Annotated in this window: 16 protein-coding genes and 1 pseudogene; 10 read left to right on the plus strand and 7 right to left on the minus strand. The window is 72.2% G+C overall.

Going from position 1 to position 19,874, the window contains the following annotated elements; all coding sequences use genetic code 11:
- Positions 1 to 4 precede the first annotated feature (4 nt).
- Together ABT127_RS02680 and ABT127_RS02685 are read left to right on the plus strand one after the other, a co-directional pair.
- Complete coding sequence (locus ABT127_RS02680) at positions 5 to 310, plus strand: hypothetical protein (protein WP_351444085.1); 306 nt, start codon at positions 5 to 7, stop codon at positions 308 to 310.
- The gene (locus tag ABT127_RS02685) at positions 307 to 1,035 is read left to right on the plus strand and encodes a hypothetical protein (protein WP_351444086.1); all 729 of its coding nucleotides are present in this window, start codon (positions 307 to 309) and stop codon (positions 1,033 to 1,035) included. The genes ABT127_RS02680 and ABT127_RS02685 overlap by 4 nt, the downstream gene beginning before the upstream one ends.
- 124 nt (positions 1,036 to 1,159) lie before the next feature.
- Here the strand turns inward: ABT127_RS02685 and ABT127_RS02690 are convergent, their stop codons facing one another.
- Both ABT127_RS02690 and ABT127_RS02695 read right to left on the minus strand, forming a co-directional pair.
- Positions 1,160 to 1,852 (minus strand): DUF5701 family protein, encoded by a 693-nt coding sequence (locus tag ABT127_RS02690; protein WP_351444087.1) that lies wholly within the window; start codon positions 1,850 to 1,852, stop codon positions 1,160 to 1,162.
- Positions 1,853 to 1,939: 87 nt separating this feature from the next.
- Positions 1,940 to 2,161, minus strand: a complete 222-nt coding sequence (locus tag ABT127_RS02695) for a DUF4287 domain-containing protein (protein WP_351444088.1) — start codon at positions 2,159 to 2,161, stop codon at positions 1,940 to 1,942.
- 139 nt (positions 2,162 to 2,300) lie between these two features.
- Between ABT127_RS02695 and recD2 the strand changes: the two genes are divergently transcribed.
- Positions 2,301 to 4,556, plus strand: coding sequence for an SF1B family DNA helicase RecD2 (gene recD2 / locus ABT127_RS02700; RefSeq protein ID WP_351444089.1), 2,256 nt, complete (start codon positions 2,301 to 2,303; stop codon positions 4,554 to 4,556).
- Positions 4,557 to 4,756: 200 nt separating this feature from the next.
- Positions 4,757 to 6,055 carry a citrate synthase gene (locus ABT127_RS02705; protein ID WP_111664704.1) on the plus strand — a complete coding sequence of 433 codons (1,299 nt, stop codon included), beginning with the start codon at positions 4,757 to 4,759 and terminating at the stop codon, positions 6,053 to 6,055.
- A gap of 618 nt (positions 6,056 to 6,673) precedes the next feature.
- Here the strand turns inward: ABT127_RS02705 and ABT127_RS02710 are convergent.
- Both ABT127_RS02710 and ABT127_RS02715 read right to left on the minus strand, forming a co-directional pair.
- Positions 6,674 to 6,988 (minus strand): heavy-metal-associated domain-containing protein, encoded by a 315-nt coding sequence (locus ABT127_RS02710; protein ID WP_351444090.1) that lies wholly within the window; start codon positions 6,986 to 6,988, stop codon positions 6,674 to 6,676.
- Positions 6,989 to 7,065: 77 nt separating this feature from the next.
- Complete coding sequence (locus ABT127_RS02715) at positions 7,066 to 8,010, minus strand: PrsW family intramembrane metalloprotease (protein WP_351444091.1); 945 nt, start codon at positions 8,008 to 8,010, stop codon at positions 7,066 to 7,068.
- 74 nt (positions 8,011 to 8,084) lie between these two features.
- On the opposite strand from ABT127_RS02715, the gene ABT127_RS02720 reads away from it, so the two are divergent.
- From ABT127_RS02720 to ABT127_RS02730, 3 genes are all read left to right on the plus strand, one after another.
- Positions 8,085 to 9,302 carry a cation:proton antiporter gene (locus tag ABT127_RS02720; protein WP_351444092.1) on the plus strand — a complete coding sequence of 406 codons (1,218 nt, stop codon included), beginning with the start codon at positions 8,085 to 8,087 and terminating at the stop codon, positions 9,300 to 9,302.
- 87 nt (positions 9,303 to 9,389) lie between these two features.
- Positions 9,390 to 10,445 (plus strand): alcohol dehydrogenase catalytic domain-containing protein, encoded by a 1,056-nt coding sequence (locus ABT127_RS02725; RefSeq protein WP_351444093.1) that lies wholly within the window; start codon positions 9,390 to 9,392, stop codon positions 10,443 to 10,445.
- A gap of 305 nt (positions 10,446 to 10,750) precedes the next feature.
- Complete coding sequence (locus tag ABT127_RS02730; protein WP_351444094.1) at positions 10,751 to 14,374, plus strand: ABC transporter ATP-binding protein; 3,624 nt, start codon at positions 10,751 to 10,753, stop codon at positions 14,372 to 14,374.
- Positions 14,375 to 14,403: 29 nt separating this feature from the next.
- On the opposite strand, the gene ABT127_RS02735 is transcribed toward ABT127_RS02730, so the two are convergent.
- The 3 genes from ABT127_RS02735 to ABT127_RS02745 all read right to left on the minus strand — a co-directional run bounded on the left by ABT127_RS02735 (position 14,404) and on the right by ABT127_RS02745 (position 16,939).
- Positions 14,404 to 14,604: a helix-turn-helix transcriptional regulator gene (locus ABT127_RS02735; protein ID WP_351444095.1), complete on the minus strand. Its 201-nt coding sequence runs from the start codon at positions 14,602 to 14,604 to the stop codon at positions 14,404 to 14,406.
- A gap of 364 nt (positions 14,605 to 14,968) precedes the next feature.
- Entirely contained in the window at positions 14,969 to 16,006 is a 1,038-nt protein-coding gene (locus ABT127_RS02740) for a helix-turn-helix domain-containing protein (protein WP_351444097.1), read from the minus strand.
- Positions 16,007 to 16,018: 12 nt separating this feature from the next.
- Positions 16,019 to 16,939, minus strand: a complete 921-nt coding sequence (locus ABT127_RS02745) for a sugar phosphate isomerase/epimerase family protein (RefSeq protein WP_351444098.1) — start codon at positions 16,937 to 16,939, stop codon at positions 16,019 to 16,021.
- Positions 16,940 to 17,063: 124 nt separating this feature from the next.
- Here ABT127_RS02745 and iolC point away from each other — a divergent pair.
- From iolC to iolB, 3 genes and pseudogenes are all read left to right on the plus strand, one after another.
- Positions 17,064 to 18,017, plus strand: a pseudogene (gene iolC / locus ABT127_RS02750) (5-dehydro-2-deoxygluconokinase); the annotation flags it as partial.
- 228 nt (positions 18,018 to 18,245) lie between these two features.
- On the plus strand, positions 18,246 to 19,025 hold the full coding sequence (locus ABT127_RS39300) for a Cgl0159 family (beta/alpha)8-fold protein (RefSeq protein WP_502971634.1): 780 nt from the start codon (positions 18,246 to 18,248) through the stop codon (positions 19,023 to 19,025).
- A 16-nt stretch (positions 19,026 to 19,041) separates the two neighbouring features.
- Positions 19,042 to 19,872: a 5-deoxy-glucuronate isomerase gene (gene iolB / locus ABT127_RS02755; RefSeq protein ID WP_351444099.1), complete on the plus strand. Its 831-nt coding sequence runs from the start codon at positions 19,042 to 19,044 to the stop codon at positions 19,870 to 19,872.
- Positions 19,873 to 19,874: the final 2 nt, after the last annotated feature.

Consider the following 19,874-nt stretch of genomic DNA (forward strand, 5'->3'; position numbering starts at 1 on the left):
AGAGATGACCAGACGGTGGCCGACGGCCCTGGTGGCGAATCTGCTTCTCGGTATCCCCGCGGTGGTGCCGATCTGGCTGCTGTGGTTCCTCGCGGCGAGCCGGGTGTCGGGGCCGCCGGCGGAGGAGAACGACGGCATGGCGCTCTGGTTGGTGATCATCGTGCCGGTCGTCGTCCTCTACGGACTGCTCTGGTCGGCCGTCAACCGGCCCCTCGCACGCCGGAGCCTGCTCACCCCACGCACCTACTGGCTGCTCAGCGCCTTGGGAACTCTCCTGCCGACCACGGCACTCATCATCATTTCACCATGAAGGGAATCGAAGACGTGCAGCGCGATATACCCGGCTTTTCCAGGCGGACCGTACTGGCCCACGCGGGCGTCATCACCACCGCGGCAGCCATCACCTCCCTGACCCCGGGCGTGGCGACGGCCGCGCCGAGCAAGACCGCGTCGGCCGCGTCGGCCGAGGCCGCCGACGTGCCCACCTCCGCCAACGGCTGGCCGTTGGAGAAGGAGGCGAACCACGTCTCGACCGTGTGGACCCGGCCGGTGCCCGGCACGGGGCTGAGCATCGACGTCCGCATCGGGGACGCGGAGGCGATCCTGCTCCACGTCGTCAGACGTTTTCACTACGAGGTCGAGCAGCTCCACCGCGTCGATCTGGCCGGCTGGCAGGCGATCGGCAGCATGGACGAGAAGCTGCCGGAATCGAATCTCGCCTCCGGCACGGCGGTGCGGGTCCGCCCGGGTGCGGCCGCGAAGGGAAGCCTCTTCCCGCTCCAGGAGATCGTGCTGCGCGACATCCTCGCCGACTGCGGGGGTGTCGTGAGGTGGGGTGGTGACGACGCCCGGGTCGACGAGTCGCTGTTCTACCTCGACCGCGGTCCCGACGACCGGCAGGTCCGCGCACTGGCCGGCAGGCTCCGCAAGGGAGAGACGACTCCCGGCCACGGCGCAGGCAGCGCCGTGAACGTCATGGCCCGGTCCCGACGGGAACGCGCCGACCGGCTCGCCAAGGAGCAGCGGAAGAGCTGACCCGCATCGGCGGCCGAAGCCGGTCGGATGCTCCCCGCCCCGCTGCCCCCGGAGCGATCCTCGTCAGTCCGGGGGCAGCGGGAAAGGGCGGGGGAGCGGCGCCGCTCAGGACGGGATCACGCGGTCACGCGCGCCCACCCGTCGACCCGAACCCCAACCACGTGTGCCGGTTCCCGGCCCAGCACCAGCCGACCTTCGGCGCCCCGCGCCGCTCGCGGCCGTCGCGCCCCGTGCCGTTGCTGATCCAGATCGCGGGGGTGCGCGCGTCCAGCGACCCGTTCGCCCTGCGCAGCCGCGAGCCGATCGTCATGAAGCAGTGATTGCGGTCCAGGGCCGCGGGCTGCTGGAGCACCCAGTGGATGCCCTCGGTGAGCAGCAGGGGAGTGCGGCCCCGCCCGGTGAGCGCGGCAAGCGCCTCGTCCGGGCTCCAGTCGGCCATCTCGTCGCCCCGGTCCGGGCGGTCGACGAGATAGAGCGGCGCGTCGGGCAGGTCCGTGACGGCGTCGACCGGCGCGAAGAGGTCGACGTCCGTCATGTCGACGACGACGAACCCGGCCCTGTCGTCGCGGCGTAGCAGCGGTGCGAGGGCGGAGGCGGGCGCCCGGTCCGGGTGCACGGCGAGCAGGGCGCCCTCGCCGGCCGTCTCCCCGGCCGCCCGGGCGAAGTCGCGCAGTGCGGCGGCGTCGAGCCCCGCGATCTCGTGGACGCCGAGCTCCACCAGCCGCTCGGCCTGGACGGCCGGTGACGGCAGCGGGGGCAGGGCGGTGGCAGTGGCGTCGGTGGTGGCGGTGGCGTCGGCGGTGGCGTTGTCGGACACGGAACTCCCTCGGGCCAGGGGCGCGTACGGCGGACGTGTCCACCAACGCGCGGCCCTCCCGGTGAGTTCCGGGAGCGCCCGCCGGGCTCACTTCCCGGCGCGCCCCTCGGCGAGCGTGTGCGCGACCAGCGCGTTGGCGTGCCCGTGCCCGAGCCCGTGCTCGCTCTTGAGCCAGCCCACCAGTTCCATGTGCTTGGTGAGCGGCGAGGACCGGATGAGGTCCTGCCAGTGGGCGATCGGCTGCCCGTACTTCTTCTCGATGGACGGGAAGTAACTGGCGGGGCCCTTGACGGCGGGGGTGGTGGTCATCTCGGCGGCGCTCCTGTGTCGATCACGGTCCCGTGTGCGGGTTGTCGCCGGTATGACCGGGCGGCGGCGCAGAACTCATCGCGGGCCGGGACCGCCGGGGGCCTCCCGCGCTGTCAGTGCGCACCGCTACCGTCGGATCATGACCGATCAGGCGGCGGGGGCGCGCTCCATGGCGGTGCTCGAGGGGGTCCTCGAGCGGATCACGTACGCGAACGAGGAGACGGGGTACACCGTCGCGCGCGTGGACACCGGCAGAGGCGGCGGCGACCTGCTCACCGTCGTCGGCTCGCTGCTCGGGGCGCAGGCGGGGGAGTCGCTGCGGATGGAGGGCCGTTGGGGCTCCCATCCGCAGTACGGCAAGCAGTTCACCGTGGAGAACTACACGACCGTGCTGCCCGCCACCATCCAGGGCATCCGCCGCTATCTCGGCTCGGGCCTGGTCAAGGGCATCGGGCCGGTCTTCGCCGACCGGATCACCCGGCACTTCGGGCTCGACACCCTCGACATCATCGAGCAGGAGCCGAAGCGCCTCGTCGAGGTGCCGGGGCTCGGCCCGAAGCGGACGAAGAAGATCGCCGACGCCTGGGAGGAGCAGAAGGCCATCAAGGAGGTGATGGTCTTCCTGCAGTCGGTCGGCGTCTCCACCTCCATCGCCGTCCGTATCTACAAGAAGTACGGGGACGCCTCCATCGGCGTCGTGAAGAACCAGCCGTACCGGCTCGCCGCCGACGTCTGGGGCATCGGCTTCCTCACCGCCGACCGCATCGCCCAGTCCGTCGGCATCCCGCACGACAGCCCCGAGCGCGTCAAGGCCGGTCTGCAGTACGCCCTGTCGCAATCCACCGACCAGGGCCACTGCTTCCTGCCCGAGGAGCGGCTGATCGCCGACGCGGTGAAGCTGCTCCAGGTCGACACGGGGCTCGTGATCGAGTGCCTGGCCGCGCTAGCCGAGCCCGACGAGGACTCCGGCGAGGTCGGCGTCGTACGGGAGCAGGTCCCCGGCGAGCACGGGGAGCCGGTCACCGCCGTCTATCTCGTCCCCTTCCACCGGGCCGAACTCTCGCTCTCCGCCCAGCTGCTGCGGCTGCTGCGCACCGACACCGACCGGCTGCCCGCCTTCCGGGACGTCGCCTGGGACAAGGCCCTGTCCTGGCTCGCCGACCGGACCGGGGCGACGCTCGCGCCCGAGCAGGAGGCGGCCGTCCGGCTGGCGCTGACGGAGAAGGTCGCCGTGCTGACCGGCGGCCCCGGCTGCGGCAAGTCGTTCACCGTGCGGTCCGTGGTGGAGCTGGCCCGCGCGAAGAAGGCCAAGGTGGTGCTCGCCGCGCCGACCGGGCGGGCGGCCAAGCGGCTCGCCGAGCTGACCGGCGCCGAGGCCTCCACCGTCCACCGGCTGCTCGAACTCAAGCCGGGCGGCGACGCCGCGTACGACAAGGACCGGCCGCTCGACGCCGATCTCGTCGTGGTCGACGAGGCGTCGATGCTCGACCTCCTCCTCGCCAACAAGCTGGTCAAGGCCGTGCCGCCGGGCGCCCACCTGCTCTTCGTGGGGGACGTGGACCAGCTGCCGAGCGTCGGCGCGGGCGAGGTGCTGCGCGACATGCTCAGCGACGGCAGCCCCGTCCCCGCCGTCCGCCTCACCCGCATCTTCCGCCAGGCCCAGGAGTCCGGCGTCGTCACCAACGCCCACCGCATCAACTCCGGTACGCCTCCGCTGACCCAGGGCCTCAAGGACTTCTTCCTCTTCGTGGAGGAGGACACCGAGGAGGCGGGGCGGCTCACCGTCGACGTCGCCGCCCGCCGCATCCCCGCCCGGTTCGGTCTCGATCCCCGCCGGGACGTCCAGGTGCTGGCCCCCATGCACCGCGGCCCGGCCGGCGCCGGGAATCTGAACGCGCTGCTCCAGCAGGCCGTCACCCCCGCCCGCCCCGACCTGCCCGAGAAGCGGTTCGGCGGCCGGGTCTTCCGCGTCGGCGACAAGGTCACCCAGATCCGCAACAACTACGAGAAGGGGGCGAACGGTGTCTTCAACGGCACGGTCGGCGTCGTCACCGCACTCGACACCGACGAGCAGAAGCTCACCGTCCTCACGGACGAGGACGAGCCGGTCGAGTACGAGTTCGACGAACTGGACGAGCTGGCCCACGCCTACGCCGTCACCATCCACCGCTCACAGGGCAGCGAGTACCCCTGCGTCGTCATCCCGGTCACCATGAGCGCGTGGATGATGCTCCAGCGCAATCTCCTCTACACGGCCGTCACGCGCGCCAAGAAGCTGGTCGTGCTGGTCGGGTCGCGGAAGGCGCTGGCACAGGCGGTGCGCACGGTTTCGGCGGGTAGGCGCTGTACTGCGCTGGATTTCCGGCTGGCGGGCAGGACTCCTCAAAAGATTTGATCGATCAAATGAGTCGCAAACGTCACAGGCTACTTCCGGAACCAGGGTGATAGGGGGCAGGATGGGCAGGCTGGCGGCACTGAGTGCCGCCATTCGGTCCAATGGACGACCCCGAGTGCACTCTGCTGGGCCAAGTGGGGGATGGTAGAGACAGTCAGGGCACCTCGAAGAAGAGGCACTACGTCGGTGAGGGACGAGACGTGAGCGAGCACAACGACAAGGCTGTAGTACTGCGGTACGGCGATGGCGAGTACACCTACCCGGTGATCGACAGCACCGTCGGCGACAAGGGCTTCGACATCGGGAAGCTCCGGGCCCAGACAGGACTGGTGACCCTCGACAGCGGATACGGCAACACCGCCGCCTATAAATCCGCGATCACCTACCTGGACGGCGAAGAGGGCATCCTCCGCTACCGCGGCTACCCGATCGAGCAGCTGGCCGAGCGCTCCACCTTCGTGGAGGTGGCCTACCTGCTGATCAACGGCGAGCTTCCCACCGTGGACGAGCTCTCCACCTTCAAGAACGAGATCACGCAGCACACCCTGCTGCACGAGGACGTCAAGCGGTTCTACGACGGGTTCCCGCGCGACGCCCACCCGATGGCCATGCTGTCGTCGGTCGTCTCGGCGCTGTCCACCTTCTACCAGGACAGCCACAACCCGTTCGACGAGAAGCAGCGCCACCTCTCGACGATCCGCCTTCTCGCCAAGCTCCCGACGATCGCGGCCTACGCGTACAAGAAGTCGCAGGGCCACCCGGTGGTCTACCCGCGCAACGACCTCGGCTACGTCGAGAACTTCCTGCGCATGACCTTCTCGGTGCCGGCCGCCGAGTACGAGCTGGACCCGGTCGTCGTCTCCGCGCTCGACAAGCTGCTCATCCTGCACGCGGACCACGAGCAGAACTGTTCGACGTCCACCGTGCGTCTGGTCGGCTCCTCGCAGGCCAACATGTTCGCGTCGATCTCGGCGGGCATCTCGGCCCTCTGGGGTCCGCTGCACGGCGGTGCCAACCAGTCGGTCCTGGAGATGCTGGAAGGCATCCAGGCCTCCGGCGGCGACGTCGACACCTTCATCCGCAAGGTGAAGAACAAGGAAGACGGCGTGAAGCTCATGGGCTTCGGGCACCGCGTCTACAAGAACTTCGACCCCCGGGCGAAGATCATCAAGGCGGCGGCGCACGACGTCCTCTCCGCGCTCGGCAAGTCCGACGAGCTGCTGGACATCGCGCTGAAGCTGGAAGAGCACGCGCTGGCCGACGACTACTTCGTCGAGCGCAAGCTCTACCCGAACGTCGACTTCTACACCGGCCTGATCTACCGGGCCATGGGCTTCCCGACCGAGATGTTCACGGTGCTCTTCGCCCTCGGCCGTCTCCCGGGCTGGATCGCCCAGTGGCACGAGATGATCAAGGAGCCCGGGTCGCGCATCGGCCGCCCGCGCCAGATCTACACCGGCGTCGTCGAGCGCGACTTCGTTCCGGTGGAGCAGCGCTAGACGCTCCGCCCGGGGCCCGGTGAACGATCGCGCCGTGACCGGTGCGGTCGGGTGTTCGCCGCGGCCCCGTCGTGGTTGCTCGCGCAGTTCCCCGCGCCCCTTCGGGGGCGCGGTATCGCGAAGGCGTAGTAGAAAGCGCCCCGCTGTCAGTCCCCCCACGGGCCGACAGTCGGGGCGCTTTCCTTTTCCCGGTTCGGATTCCCCCCACGGGATCCGGCCGGGCGTCTGTGGTGCGTCGGTCGCCGAAGCACGTACGACCGGGTGGGCCGCTCAAGCTTCCCCGGTGCACGTGCCCCGGCCAACGCATTCGGATCCGTCCCCCAAGACGGGCCCGCTCGATACGGAAACGCCCCCCAAGACGTTCCTGCATCGCCTCCTTAGACTCACGGGACCTGCAAAGGGTTACGTTCGGATCGGTGTGATCTGCGTCTCTTGCATATGTCCTGTGCGTGCGCAAGAGGACCGATATGGGGATATCGGCTCCTGCGTGGGAGTACTGCAATTGTGCCGTGTGGATTGTGTGGAGGTCCAGGCGTAACTAGGTGAACTTGCGAACTCGAACGCTGTTTGTGACCACAAACACGGATGAGAACGCCATAGCGGACCCCCGGCCGGGGGTCAGATCCGGCCGACGAGCTCGTAACCGGCCTCGTCGACCGCGGCGCGGACCGCCTCCTCGTCGAGCGGGGCCGCGGAGACGACCGTGACCCGGCCGGTGGCGGCGGCCGCCGTGACCGAGGCGACGCCGTCGAGCTCGGAGAGCTCGCCGCTCACCGCGCCCTCGCAGTGGCCGCAGGTCATGCCCTTGACCTCGTAGACGGCGGTGACGGCACCCTCGGCGGCCGAGGCGGCGGCGTCCGAGTGGCACGCGCCGCCGCAGCAGGAACCGGCCGACTCGGCGTCGATCTGCGGAAGCTCGGTGTGGGCGCTCATGTCGTTCTCCTGGAGGGGCGTGGAGTACTGGGTGCCGGGTACCCCCGGCATCGTCTGACGCGCACGACCCTATACCCCTAGGGGGTATTTTTCCAAGAAGGATCGCGCCGCGCGAGCGAACGTGCCCAGGAGAGGCCGAAGAGCGAGACCAGGACCAGCCCGCCGATCGAGAACAGCGTGAAGAGATGCTTCTGGGCGTCGGTCGGCTCCGGCAGGTACCCCTGCGCGAAGAGGCTGCGGTCCAGGCCCGTGGCGGTCAGCCGGGCCACCAGCCACAGCGCGATGCCGTGCATCGAGTCCCACAGGGCGTGCAGCAGGGAGACACCGAGGTAGGTGAGGACGACCGGGGCCGTGAACCGGTAGCGGCCGTTCGGCCGGCGGAAGGAGAGCAGCACCGCGCCGGAGATCGCCGTCCACAGGCCGTGGCCGAACGGGGCGAGCAGGCCGCGCAGCACCTCCGTCTCCAGCAGGGAGCGCAGGTCGATGCCCTTCATGGTGACCGCCGCGTTGAACGCGTACCCCGCGCTCTCGAACGCCGCGAAGCCGAAGCCGACCGTGGCGCCCAGGATCAGCCCGGCGCGCAGGCCGCTGACGCGCGGATGGCGGTGGAGCACGTACATCAGGGCGGCCAGCTTGACCGCTTCCTCGATCAGGCCGACCCCGACGAACATCCAGACGGACGGGTGCACGAGGTAGTACTCCATGACCGAGGCCCCGAGCACGCCCAGGATGCCGCCGATCAGGAAGCAGCCCAGGATCAGGTTCACGCCCAGGTCGCGGCCGTGACGCTCGTACGCCCACAGGACGAAGACCGCCGGCACGAGGAAACTGCCGAGCAGGATGAGGGTGGGCAGCAGGGTGGTGTTCTTCGTGGCGTACGTGACCACCGCCGTCAGGACCCACAGTGCCAGGCCGCCCCACAGGCAGCGCCGCCAGAGTCCGCTGCGGATCTGGGGTCCCGGCGGTGCGGGCTGCTGCGGGATCCGCGCCTGCGGTGCCCCGGAGGGCTGGTGGTTCGCCACGGTGGTCCTCCGACTTCCCTGCAACTGACAGTGCTTATGGGTGATTTGCCGGAATCCTATGGTAGACAGCCGCTATGTCGCAGCCTGGGACGCTCATTCTGATCATGACCATCGCGGTCCTGGCGCCGCTCCTGGCCTACGGTGTCGGGCGCTGGCTGCCCGTTCCGCTGGTGATCTTCGAGATCCTGCTGGGCATCCTGGTCGGCCCCGACGTGCTGGGCTGGGCCACCAGTCACGGAGAGGTCGTGGACACGCTCTCCGACCTCGGGCTCGCCATGCTGATCTTCCTCGCCGGGTACGAGATCGAGTTCGACAAGATCCGCGGCAGCACCCTCAAGCGGTCCCTCTGGGCCTGGGCCGTCGCGCTCGCCGTCGGGCTCGTGCTCGCCATCGCGCTCGCCGACTGGTCGTACGCGCGCGGGGTGTACGTGGGCACGGCCCTCACCAGCACGGCCCTGGGCACCATCCTTCCCGTCCTGCGCGATTCCGGTGATCTGCACTCGCGGTTCGGCAGCGTGCTGATGGCGTTCGGCGCGGTCGGCGAGTTCGGGCCGATCATCGCCATGGCACTGCTGCTCAGCGGGCGCTCGCCGCTCGACTCGGCGCTGCTCCTGCTGGCCTTCGCCGCGCTCACCGCCCTCGCCGTGCTGTGGGCGATGCGGCCGCGGCCGCCGTGGTTCTCGCGGGTCATCGCCAAGACCCTGCACAGCAGCGGACAGTTCGCGGTACGGCTCGTGGTGCTGCTGCTCGCGCTGATGCTCGGCCTCTCGCAGGTGCTCGGGGTGGACACGCTGCTCGGGGCGTTCGCCGCCGGGATGATCGTCCGGCTCGTGCTGCACGGCGCCGCACCCGAGAGCGCCGACGAGGTGCTCGGCAAGGTGGAGGCCATGGGCTTCGGGTTCCTGGTGCCGGTCTTCTTCGTCGTCACGGGGATCGACTTCGACCTGCAGGCGCTGCTCGACGGCGGCACCGCGCTGCTCCTGGTGCCGGTCTTCCTCGCCCTGTTCCTCGTGGTGCGCGGCCTGCCGGTGTACGCCTTCGCGCCGGCCGACCTGATCGGCCGCGACCGGTTCGCCCTCACCTTCTTCTCCTCGACCGCGCTGCCGCTCGTCGTCGCCATCACCACCATCGGTGTGGACGACGGCGCGCTGCCCACGGACGTGGCGGCCGCCCTGGTCGGCGCCGCGATGGTCTCCGTACTGGTGTTCCCGCTGGTCGGGTTGAAGCTGCGGGCCGGCAAGGGGGAACGGGCGCTGCCGCAGGGGCCGGTCAAGGGGGCCGAGTCGTGGTGAACCCGGAGCGGCGGGGCTTGTGCGACGGCGGCTCGTGGCGTGGGGTGACGAGGGCGAAGATCATCGGCTGACGGAGAGGGCGGGCACATGCGCGCGGTTGTCTTTGAACGGTACGGGGAACGGGCCGAGGTGCGGGAGGTGCCGGACCCGGTGGCCGCGCCGCACGGGGTCGTCGTCCGGGTGGCGGCGACCGGGGTCTGCCGCAGCGACTGGCACGGCTGGATGGGGCACGACCCGGACATCGTGCTGCCGCACGTGCCCGGGCACGAGCTGGCCGGGGTCGTGGCGGAGGTGGGCGCGGACGTGCGCGGCTGGCGGGTCGGGGACCGGGTGACCGTGCCCTTCGTGTGCGCCTGCGGGCGGTGCGCGGCGTGCGCGGCCGGGGACCAGCAGGTGTGCGAGCGGCAGACGCAGCCCGGATTCACCCACTGGGGTTCCTTCGCCGAGTACGTGGCTCTGGACCACGCCGACGTGAACCTCGTCGCGGTGCCCGAGGACATGGAGTTCACGACGGCGGCCTCGCTCGGCTGCCGGTTCGCGACCGCCTACCGGGCCGTGGTGCAGCAGGGGCGGGTCGCGGCCGGGGAGTTCGTGGCCGTGCACGGGTGCGGGGGCGTCGGCCTCTCCGCCGTGATGATCGCGGCGGCGGCCGGGGCCCGCGTGGTGGCCGTCGACGTCTCCGCCGGGGCGCTGGAACTGGCCCGCCGGTTCGGGGCCGTCGCCTGTGTCGACGCCGGGGCCGGCGCGGACGTGGCGGGGGCCGTGCGGGAGCTGACCGGGGGCGGGGCACATCTGTCGCTGGACGCGTTGGGGGCGGGGGTGACGTGTGCGGCGTCGGTGGGGTCGTTGCGGCGGCGGGGGCGGCATGTGCAGGTGGGGTTGCTGGCCGAGGATCCTGTGGTGCCGATGGGGCGGGTGGTGGCGCTGGAGCTGGAGGTGCTGGGCAGCCATGGGATGGCCGCGCATGCCTATCCGGGGATGCTGGAGTTGGTGCGGGGCGGGGTTGTCCGGCCGGAGTTATTGGTGACGTCGGTGGTGGGGCTGGAGGATGCGGCGGGGGCGCTGGCCGCCATGGGGGAGGGCGGGACGCTTGGATCCGGGGTCACCGTGGTGACCCCGCCCGGACCGCCACCCTCCGCCTGACGGCCGGTGGGGGCTGGCCGCGCAGTTCCCCGCGCCCCTGGACCGTCGGTCGGGTGCGCCACCGTCGTGGCTGGTCGCGCAGTTCCCCGCGCCCCTGAGATGCGCACTTCGTGCGCCATCTCATCAAGAGAGGCGCGGCGGAGCCGGCCTCAGGGGCACGGGGAACTGCGCGAGAAGCCCCACCGGGCCGCGCCCGAAGAACCGCCCGAGCCCCGCCCACGAGCGAAAATCGGTTGCCCGGGGCGGGGCTGAGCTGCCAGATTGCTTCGGTTTGGGGCCGTGGGTGAGGAGAAGGGCGACGCGTGATGGCGAGCGGAAGCAAGGAGTGGCTGCGCCGGTTCGCCGCAATGTGCTGGGCCAGGCCGAAGGCCGTGGCCCTGGCCTGCACGGGCGCCGTGGCCGGAGTCCTGCTCACCACCACGACCCCCTTGATCATCCGCCGGTTCGTCGACGGAGTCGTCGTCGGGGGACACGACGAGGCCGCCCCCTGGATCACCCTGCTCCTGACGGTGGCGGCAGCCCAGTTCGCCGCGTCCTGGGTCCGCCGCTGGTGGGCCGGCAAGATCCAGTGGGGCGTCGAGCGCGACCTGCGCCTGCTCCTGCACGACGCGATCCAGCGCATCGACGGCCGCCGCCTGGACCGTCTGCGCTCCGGCGACGTCCTCAGCCGCGCCGTCAACGACGTCGCCGTCGTGCGCGACCTCACCGGATCGCTCCCCCTGCTCGCGCAGAACGGGCTGACGCTGCTGCTCACCCTCGCCGTGATGCTCACCCTCTCCCCGCTGCTCGCCTGCGTCGCCCTCGCCGTCGTCCCGCCGATGGCGCTGCTCGCCCGGCACTCCCGGGATCGGATCTACCCCGCCGACCGCGCCGTCCAGGAGCGCACCGGAGAGACGTCCGAGGCCGTCGAGTCCAACATCGCGGGCGTCCGCGTCGTCAAGGGCTTCGCCCAGGAGGACGCCGAGACGGAGCGCTACGCCGGACTGGCCCGGGGCCTGTTCGCCGCCCGCGTGCACCGGCGCTACCTCGCCGCCCGCTACGCCGGCCTGCTCGGCGAACTGCTCCCCGGCACCGCCCGGTTCGGCGTCGTCCTGCTCGGCGGCTGGCTCGCCGTGCGCGGCGACATCACCCTCGGCACCTTCGTCGCCTTCACCACCTACCTGGCCGCGATGATGGGCCCGGTCCGGATGCTCTCCACCGTCGTCGGACAGGCCCAGGAGGCCCGCTCGGGACTCGTCCGGATCTTCGAACTCGCCGACGCCGACGTGGAGGTGGCCCAGCGGCCGCACGCCACCGCCGTCGGCGACGGACCGCTCGGCGTCGCCTTCGAGGGGGTGACCTTCGCCCACGAACCCGGCGCGTCCGGTGCCGCCCCCGCCCTCGACGGCCTCGACCTCACCCTCGCCCCCGGCGAGGTCCTCGCCCTGGTCGGCGCCTCCGGCTCCGGCAAGTCCACCGTCGGCGCGCTGCTCGCGCGGCTGTACGACGCGGACTCCGGCGCCGTGCGGATCGGACCCGCCGGCGCGCTCACCGACGTACGGGAACTGCGCCTGGACTCGCTGCGCGCGGCCGTCGGCATCGCCTTCGAGGAGAGCCTGCTGTTCTCCGAGAGCGTGCGCGACACCATCCGCTTCGGCCGGCCCGACGCCACCGACGCCGAGGTGCGCGCCGCCGCCGAGGCCGCGCAGGCCGACGGGTTCGTCCGCGCCCTGCCCGACGGCTACGACACCGTGCTCGGCGCCCAGGGCCAGACCCTGTCCGGCGGCCAGCGGCAGCGGCTCGCGCTGGCACGGGTGCTGCTCACCGACCCGCGCATCCTCGTCCTGGACGACGCCACCTCCGCCGTCGACCCGAAGGTCGAGGCGGCCGTCCTCGCCTCCCTGCGCGACCAGCTGGCGGGCCGCACCGTCCTGCTCGTCGCCCACCGCCGCTCCACGCTCCGCCTCGCCGACCGCATCGCCGTCCTGGAGGCGGGCCGCGTCCTCGACACCGGCACGCACGACGAACTCACCGCCCGCTGCCCGCGCTACCGGGAGCTGATGCTCGGGGAGTTCAGGGCGGAGACCGGCGCCGAGCCCGTACCGGCCGGACCCGTCCCGCCGTCGGCCGCGCAGCCCGCACCCGACGGCGTCCCCGCGCGCGAGCCCGAGGTCGACGAGGCCCGCGCCCGCGCCGCCGACCCCGGCTTCACCCTGGGCCGGCTGCTGCGCCCCTACCGGGCCCGGCTGCTCGCCATCGGCCTGCTGCTGCTCGCCGACACCGCCCTGCTGATGCTCGCTCCCCGCCTGGTCAGTGCCGCGATCGACCTCGGGGTGCGGCGCCACGACGGGGCCGCGCTCACCGCCGTCGCCGGCGCCCTGCTGGCCACCGCCGTCGCCAACTGGCTGGTCTTCGCGGGGGAGATGCGGGCCATCGCGCGGACCGGCGAGCGGATCCTGTACGAGCTGCGCGTCAAGATGTTCGCCCATCTTCAGCGGCTCGGCCTCGACTACTTCGAGCGGGAGTCCGGCGGCGCGGCCGTCACCCGGATGGTCAGCGACGTCGCCGCGATCGGGGAGTTCCTGCAGAACGGGCTGCTCGACTCGGTCGTCAGCGTCCTGCTGTTCACCGGGGTGCTCGCGGTGATGTTCGCCCTCGACACCGGCCTGGCCCTCACGGTCCTCGCCGTCGTCCCCGTGCTCGCCGTCGCCTGCTGGTGGTACGGGCGGGTCTCCAAGCGCCGCTACGACCGCGCCCGCACCCAGCTCGGCGACCTCAACAGCGCGTTCCAGGAGGCCATCGACGGGGTGCGGGTCACCCAGGCGTACCGCAGGCAGGACCGCAGCGCCGCCCGCTTCCACGTCCTCGCCGAGGAGCAGCGGGTCCTCCAGATGCACTCCCAGCGCTCGCTCGCCTGGTTCTTCTCCGCCGTGGAGTTCCTCTCCGACGCCACCACCGCCCTCATCCTCGGCGTCGGCGCGTGGCGGGTCGCGGACGGCGCGGCCAGCACCGGCACCGTCGTCGCCTTCCTGCTCTACGTCGGCCTGGTCTTCGGCCCGATCCGCAATGCCTCGCAGCTCCTCGACGGCTACCAGCGGGCCCGCGTCGGCCTCGGCCGCTGCCGTGAACTCCTGCGCGAGCGGCCGACGGTCACCGAGCCGCACCGCCCGCTGCCGCTGCCCACCTTCGGCAGCGCCGGGCGGATGCGCGGCGAGGTGGTGCTGAAGGACCTGCACTACGCGTACGAGGGCGGCGCCGAGCGGGCCCTGGACGGGGTCAGCGCCCGGATCGGCGCCGGGGAGACGGTCGCCGTCGTCGGCACGACCGGCGCGGGGAAGTCGACCCTGCTCAAGCTGATCGCCCGGATGTATCTGCCGACCGGCGGCGCCGTCGAGATCGACTCGGTGGACCTGCGCGCGATGGACGGCGTCGCCTACCGGAGCCGGATCGGGCTCGTCCCGCAGGAGGCGTACCTCTTCGGCGGGACCGTGCGCGACGCCATCGCCTACGGGCGTCCCGGCGCCTCCGACGCGGAGGTGCGGGCGGCCGTCGAGGAGGTCGGCGCGCACCGGATGATCGCGGGACTGCCGCAGGGGTACGGACACCGGCTCACCGAGCGCGGCCGGAACCTCTCCGCGGGCCAGCGGCAGTTGATCGCGCTGGCCAGGGCCCGTCTCATCCGCCCGGACCTGATGCTCCTCGACGAGGCGACCGCGGCGCTCGACCTGGCCACGGAGGCCGCGGTGGGACGCGCGGTGGAGGCGGCGACGGCCGCCCCCACCACGATCGTCGTCGCGCACCGCCTGACGACGGCGGCCCGGGCGGACCGCGTCCTCGTCCTGGAGGGGGGCCGCCTCGTGGAGGACGGCCCCCACGAGGAGCTCGTCGCGGCCGGCGGCCCCTATGCCGCGCTCTGGTCCGCGTACGACGACGGGGTGGTCCCCGCCTAGAGCCTGCCCGGGGTGGGGGCCGGTCCGGGTCAGCCGGTGGAGCGGCCGCGGTTGCCGGGGCGGGCGGCCACCCACGCCCGGACCGTGTCGGCGTACCAGTAGGGCTTGCCGCTCTCGACGTGGTCCGGCGGGGGCAGCAGGCCGTGCTTGCGGTACGAGCGCACGGTGTCGGGCTGCACGCGGATGTGCGCGGCGATCTCCTTGTACGACCAGAGCCTGCGGTCGGCCATCGGTGGCTCCTTCCCTGGCGGGTGTCGCCCGGCGGCTCGGGGGTGGCCGCCGGTGATCACTCACCTTGTGCCCGGAGAACGACGGGCGCGGAGCAGGGGGGAGGGGCTGTAGGACGCCTGTGACGCAGAACCCGCGTAGGGCGGACACCCGTGACAGTAAAGGGGCGTTTGTGACGTGAGTGATGCAAAGGGGGCGCTGTGACAGCGCATGCACCGGCGCGGTCGGGGGAGGAGCGGACGCGCGGTGGGTCGGGCCCGTCCCCGGCTCGCACTCGTGTCCGAGCAGGGGGAACCCCCGTTCTCCGGACCCGGCCCACCGTCTCCCGCATCCCCCGGCCAAGTGGCCCGAAGGGACAAGAGTGCCTCAGGGGTGACCGGCGGTCTTGGACAAAGGCGCACTTCCGGCGCGCGGACCGTGGCGCAGGACCAGGCTCGTCGCCTCCCCGGCGAGCCGGTCGGTGGCCGGCGGACCGCCCGCGTCGACATGGACCCCGCGGGCGAGGAAGAACTCGCGCGGGGTGCAGCCGGTCATCGCCTTGAACTCGCCGCTCAGATGGGCCTGGTCGTAGTAGCCGCAGGCCGCCGCGGTCTCGACCTGGCTGGACCCGGCGCACAGCAGCCGCCGGGCGCGCTGGAGCCGCAGCACCCGGGCCGCCGCCTTCGGACTGAGCCCGATCTGCTCCCGGAACCGGTTCTCCAAGTGCCGTACGCTCCAGCCGGCCTGACCGGCGATCCGGCTCACCGGGGCGGCGCCGCCGCTGTGCGTGAGCGCGTACCAGGCCCGCACCGTGCCGCTCGCCGGGCGCGGCCCCGAGCTCAGCCAGCGGCCCAGCGTCTCGTCGATCAGAGCGAACCGGGCCCGCCAGGACGGCAACCGGCCCAGCTCGTGGGCGAGTTCGTCCACCGCGGCACCGGGGAACGCTCCCAGCGTGTCCGGATCCCCCCGCCAGCCGGACAGCTCGTGCAGCGGAACGCCGAACATCGTGAACGCGGCCCACGGGGTCAGCAGCACCTCCACCCCCGAGAGCCGCCCGTCGTGCTCGCCGAGGACCGGGGTGGTCGTCAGACCGGACAGGACCGACGAGAACGCGACCGAGCGCAGCCCGTCCGGCCGGGCACCGCCCGGCTCCCGCTGCCCGCCGACACCGACCCAGCCGCCGGTCGCCTCGGTGACCCGGACCGTGCCCTCGAACCCCAGCATCAGCGTCACGGCGCCGATCGGCGCCTCCAGCCGGGCGCGCGGCCCGGGGAAGGCGAGCCGGAAACCGCGGTAGCCGATGACGCCGGGGCGCAGACTCGCGTGCGGGCGGGCCTGCGCGGTCTCCCAGGTGCCGTCGGGGCAGCGCGCGGGGCGGACGGCGGGGCGCGCGGGGCCGGGCGCGCGCGAGGCACGTGAACTCATCCGCCGATAGTGCTACACCCCGCACGACCTCAGATAGCCCCTGGTGCGCCGGGCGATCGGCAGCGGCCGGTCCGGATCGCACGGATACATGTCCTGCTCGACGATCGCGAAGAGGTCGACGTCCAGCCGGGCGGCCGCCGCGATCACCGGTTCCAACTCCGGTACCCCGCGCGGCGGTTCGCACATCACGCCCTGGGCGACGGCCGGTCCGAAGGGGGTGCCGTCGGCGCGCACCCCCGCGAGAACGGCCGGATCGACCTGCTTGAGGTGCAGATAGCCGATGCGCTCCCCGTACGTCTCGATCAGCTTGACGCTGTCGCCGCCGCAGTACGCGTAGTGCCCGGTGTCCAGGCAGAGCGACACGAGGCCGGGGTCGGTGGCGTCGAGGAAGCGGGTGACGTTCTCCTCGGTGTCGACATGGGTGTCGGCGTGCGGGTGGAAGACGAGGCGCAGCCCGTACCGGTCGCCGACCTCGCGCGCGAGCCGCTCCGTCTGGGCGGCGAGATGGCCCCACTGCTCGGCGGTGAGCGTGGAGTCCTCCAGCACCTGCCCGGTCTTGTCGTCGCGCCAGAAGGACGGGATGACGACCAGGTGCCCGGCGCCCATGTCCCGGGTCAGCGCGGCGATCGACGCCACGTGCTCCCAGGTCTTCTCCCACACGTCCGGGCCGTGGTGGAGCCCCGTGAAGACGGTGCCGGCCGAGACCTTCAGGCCGCGCCGCCCGGTCTCCTCGGCGAGGGTGCGCGCATCGCTCGGCAGATATCCGTACGGGCCCAGCTCGATCCACTCGTAGCCCGCGGCGGCGACCTCGTCGAGAAAACGCTGCCAGGGGACTTGACGCGGATCCTCGGGGAACCAGACGCCCCAGGAGTCGGGCGCCGAACCGACGCGGATGCGTGAGGGGCGTGATGTCGGGCTTGTCTGGGTCGCCATGGGGCCAGCCTTCGACGCCCCGGAGGACGTGTCAAGTGTTCGTCCGAATGTCCGGACAAAATGTTGACAGGCGGGCGGGGCGGGGCTAGACCGGTGCTACCGACCGCTGTCGAAGGGATCCTGCATGGCCCGCGATGAGTTCGACCTGATCACGATGGGGCGGATCGGAGTCGACCTGTATCCGTTGCAGGCGGGCGTGGGTCTCGCGGACGTGTCGTCGTTCGGCAAGTTCCTCGGCGGCTCCTCGACGAACGTCGCGGTCGCGGCGGCCCGGCTCGGGCTCCGCGCGGCCACCGTCAGCCGGACCGGGCGCGATCCCTTCGGCGACTATCTCCGGTCCCAGCTGCGGGAGTTCGGGGTCGACGAGCGCTGGGTGACCCCGGTCGACGGGCTCCCCACGCCGGTCACCTTCTGCGAGATCTTCCCGCCGGACGACTTCCCGCTCTACTTCTACCGGCGGCCCTCGGCGCCGGATCTGCAGATCGCGGCCGACGAGCTCGACCTGGACGCGATCGGCTCCGCCGGGATCTTCTGGATGACCGGTACGGGCCTGAGCGCCGAGCCCAGCCGCGGTGCCACGCTCGCGGCGCTGGCGCACCGTGCGCGCGGCGGGCACACGGTGTTCGACCTCGACTGGCGGCCGATGTTCTGGTCCGAGCCGGACGCGGCACGGCCCTTCTACCGCCAGGCGCTGCGGCACGCGACGGTCGCCGTCGGCAACGTCGACGAGGTCGAGATCGCGACCGGTGAGCGCGAACCGGTCGCCGCCGCCCGGGCGTTGCTGTCGTACGGGGTGCGGCTCGCCGTCGTGAAGCAGGGGCCGCGCGGTGTCCTCGCGATGACCTCCGACGGCCGCTCCGCCGAGGTCCCGCCCCTGCCCGTCGAGGTCCTCAACGGCCTCGGCGCCGGCGACGCGTTCGGCGGCGCCCTGTGCCGTGGCCTGCTGGCCGGCTGGGACCTGGACCGCATGATGCGGTACGCGAACGCGGCCGGCGCCATCGTGGCCTCCCGCCTGGAGTGCTCGTCGGCGATGCCGGTCCCGGAGGAGGTGGCCGCCGCCTTGTCCTCCGGCCGGGTCCCGGCGGCCCCTCCGCCGGTCACTCGACCGAGGACGGGCCCCAATCAAGCCCCTCCGGCGATTGAGGAGCGGGGGCCGGGGCGGAGCCCCGGGGGGTGCGGCAAAGGGGCCCGCGCCGAAGATCCCCGCACACTGTCGCGGCTCCGAGCCGAGCACCCCGAAGCCGTCCAAGAGGCCGCCACCACAAGGACCCGGCGCAAGATCCTCCCCGCACCGAACACCCGCCTGATGATCGTCGCCGCCGACCACCCGGCCCGCGGAGCCCTGGCGGCAGGCGACCGCCCCCACGCCATGGCCGCCCGCGCAAACCTCCTGGAACGCCTCTGCGTCGCCCTGTCCCGCCCGGGCGTGGACGGCGTCCTCGCCTCCGCCGACGTCCTGGACGACCTCCTCCTGCTCGGCGCCCTGGAGAACAAGGTCGTCATCGGCTCCATGAACCGCGGCGGCCTCGCGGGCGCCGCCTTCGAACTCGACGACCGCTTCACCGGCTACCGCCCGGAAGACCTGACCCGCCGCCGCTTCGACGCGGGCAAACTCCTCCTGCGCATCGGCTACGACGACCCCGGCGAGGGCTCGGTACGGACCCTGGAGGCCGCCGCCCGCGCCGTCGACGCGATGGCCGAGCGCCGCCTCCCCGTGTTCGTCGAACCGTTCGTCTCCCACCGCGACCCCGGCACCGGGGCGCTGCGCAACGACCTGAGCGCCGACGCCGTCACCCGCTCCATCGCCGTCGCCTCCGGACTCGGCGGCACCTCCGCCTACACCTGGCTCAAGGTCCCCGTCGTCGACGACCCCGACACCATGGCCCGCGTCATGGAGACGTCCACCCTTCCGGCGGTACTGCTCGGCGGCGACATCAAGGAGGGCGACCAGGACGCCACGTACGAGAAATGGCGCACGGCGCTCCGACTCCCCACGGTGCAGGGCCTGGTGGTGGGCCGCTCCCTGCTGTACCCACCGGACGGCGACGTCGCGGCCGCGGTCGATACGGCCGTCGGACTGCTCTAGAGAGGAGAGTGGAGGAATGACCTACCTCCCCAGGGGCAGCGCCGCCGACGGCCCCTACGCCCTGCACGTGGACCCCGACCGCATCCCGGGCAAGCCGCCCTGGTCCCGCGCGGGCCTGCGCATCGTCGAGGTGGAGCCCGGCGGACGGCACGCCTTCGACACCGGCGGGAGCGAATGGATCGTGCTGCCGCTGACCGGCGGTTGCTCCGTGCGCACCCCGGAGCGGATCATCGAACTCCGCGGCAGAGAGAGCGTGTTCAGCGGCGCGAGCGACTTCGCGTACGTACCGCGCGACACCCGCGCAGAGATCGCCTCCGGTGCGGGAGGCCGCTTCGCCCTGGCAGGAGCGAAGTGCGGACGACGACTCCCCGTCCGCTACGGCCCCGCACCGGAGGTACCCGTCGAGGACCGGGGCAGCGGCACCAGCGCCCGCCAGGTCCGCAACTTCGCCGCCGCCGGCGCCTTCGACTGCGACCAGCTCATCGCCGTGGAAGTGATCACGCCGGGCGGTAACTGGTCCTCGTACCCGCCCCACAAGCACGACGAGCACCGCCCGGGCGAGGAGTCGGAGCTGGAGGAGATCTACTACTTCGAGATCGACGGACCCGAGGGCGGCCCCGAGGGATACGGGTATCAGCGCGTGTCGCCGTCCCGCCCCGGCGGCACCGAGCTGCTCGCCGAGGTCCGCACCGGGGACGCCGTCCTGGTCCCGGACGGCTGGCACGGCCCCTCGATCGCCCAGCCGGGTCACGCCATGTACTACCTGAACGTGATGGCGGGTCCGGGGGAGGAGCGGGAGTGGAAGATCTGTTTCCACCCCGACCACGTGACGGAGGGATACCGATGACC

Source organism: Streptomyces sp. NPDC001904 (assembly GCF_040297005.1).
In the GTDB taxonomy this organism is placed as follows: domain Bacteria; phylum Actinomycetota; class Actinomycetes; order Streptomycetales; family Streptomycetaceae; genus Streptomyces.